The sequence below is a fragment of the Rhizobium sp. BR 317 genome (assembly GCF_047445835.1).
GTDB lineage: Bacteria > Pseudomonadota > Alphaproteobacteria > Rhizobiales > Rhizobiaceae > Rhizobium > Rhizobium paranaense.
On the sequence record NZ_JARWLB010000216.1, the window covers coordinates 1 to 564 of the forward strand.

Consider the following 564-nt stretch of genomic DNA (forward strand, 5'->3'; position numbering starts at 1 on the left):
TTGCTGCAGGATCGTGCAATCCTTGTCCGATCCCTCCAGGTTTCCGCCGTCGAATGGCGACACGCAGCTCGACTTGAGGTGGACATCCATGATCCGAAACAGTTTCCCATCGATCCTGAGGGTGAGCGCAAGGCCTGGGCGTGGCCGCTTGTCGTCGGGATTGGTGGGAAGGCTAAGCGCGTCCTCAATGGTACAGGACACCTTTTCGCCCAGCGCTTTCTTCCATGCGATGACCAGGCGCTGCACCTTGTAGCCGGTCACCGGACAGAAATCGTAATCGCTACCACCGTTCGGAAGCACTTCCCGGACTGACTGCTCGCCACTGACTTCCTGAAAGGCGATAATGTCGGCTGGTATGKAACGAGCGATKAAGTTGGCGATTTGCTCCTGCCGCTTGCGGTAGGCCTCGAGATTGACGCGAACGGTTCCGCCAGCGGAGTAAACATTGCAGACGGGCAGGCGGCTGACGTCCMATCCCTCAATCTTGAACGCGTCGACGTCCCATCCCGGTTTGAACCCCGCCTCTTGCGATGCTTTGAACTTGCCGGTGGCGGGATCTTCGAC

General features: G+C 58.6%; 1 pseudogene. It reads right to left on the reverse strand.

The window, feature by feature from the left end:
• Positions 1-564, reverse strand: a pseudogene (locus tag QD357_RS32875) (endonuclease/exonuclease/phosphatase family protein); the annotation flags it as partial.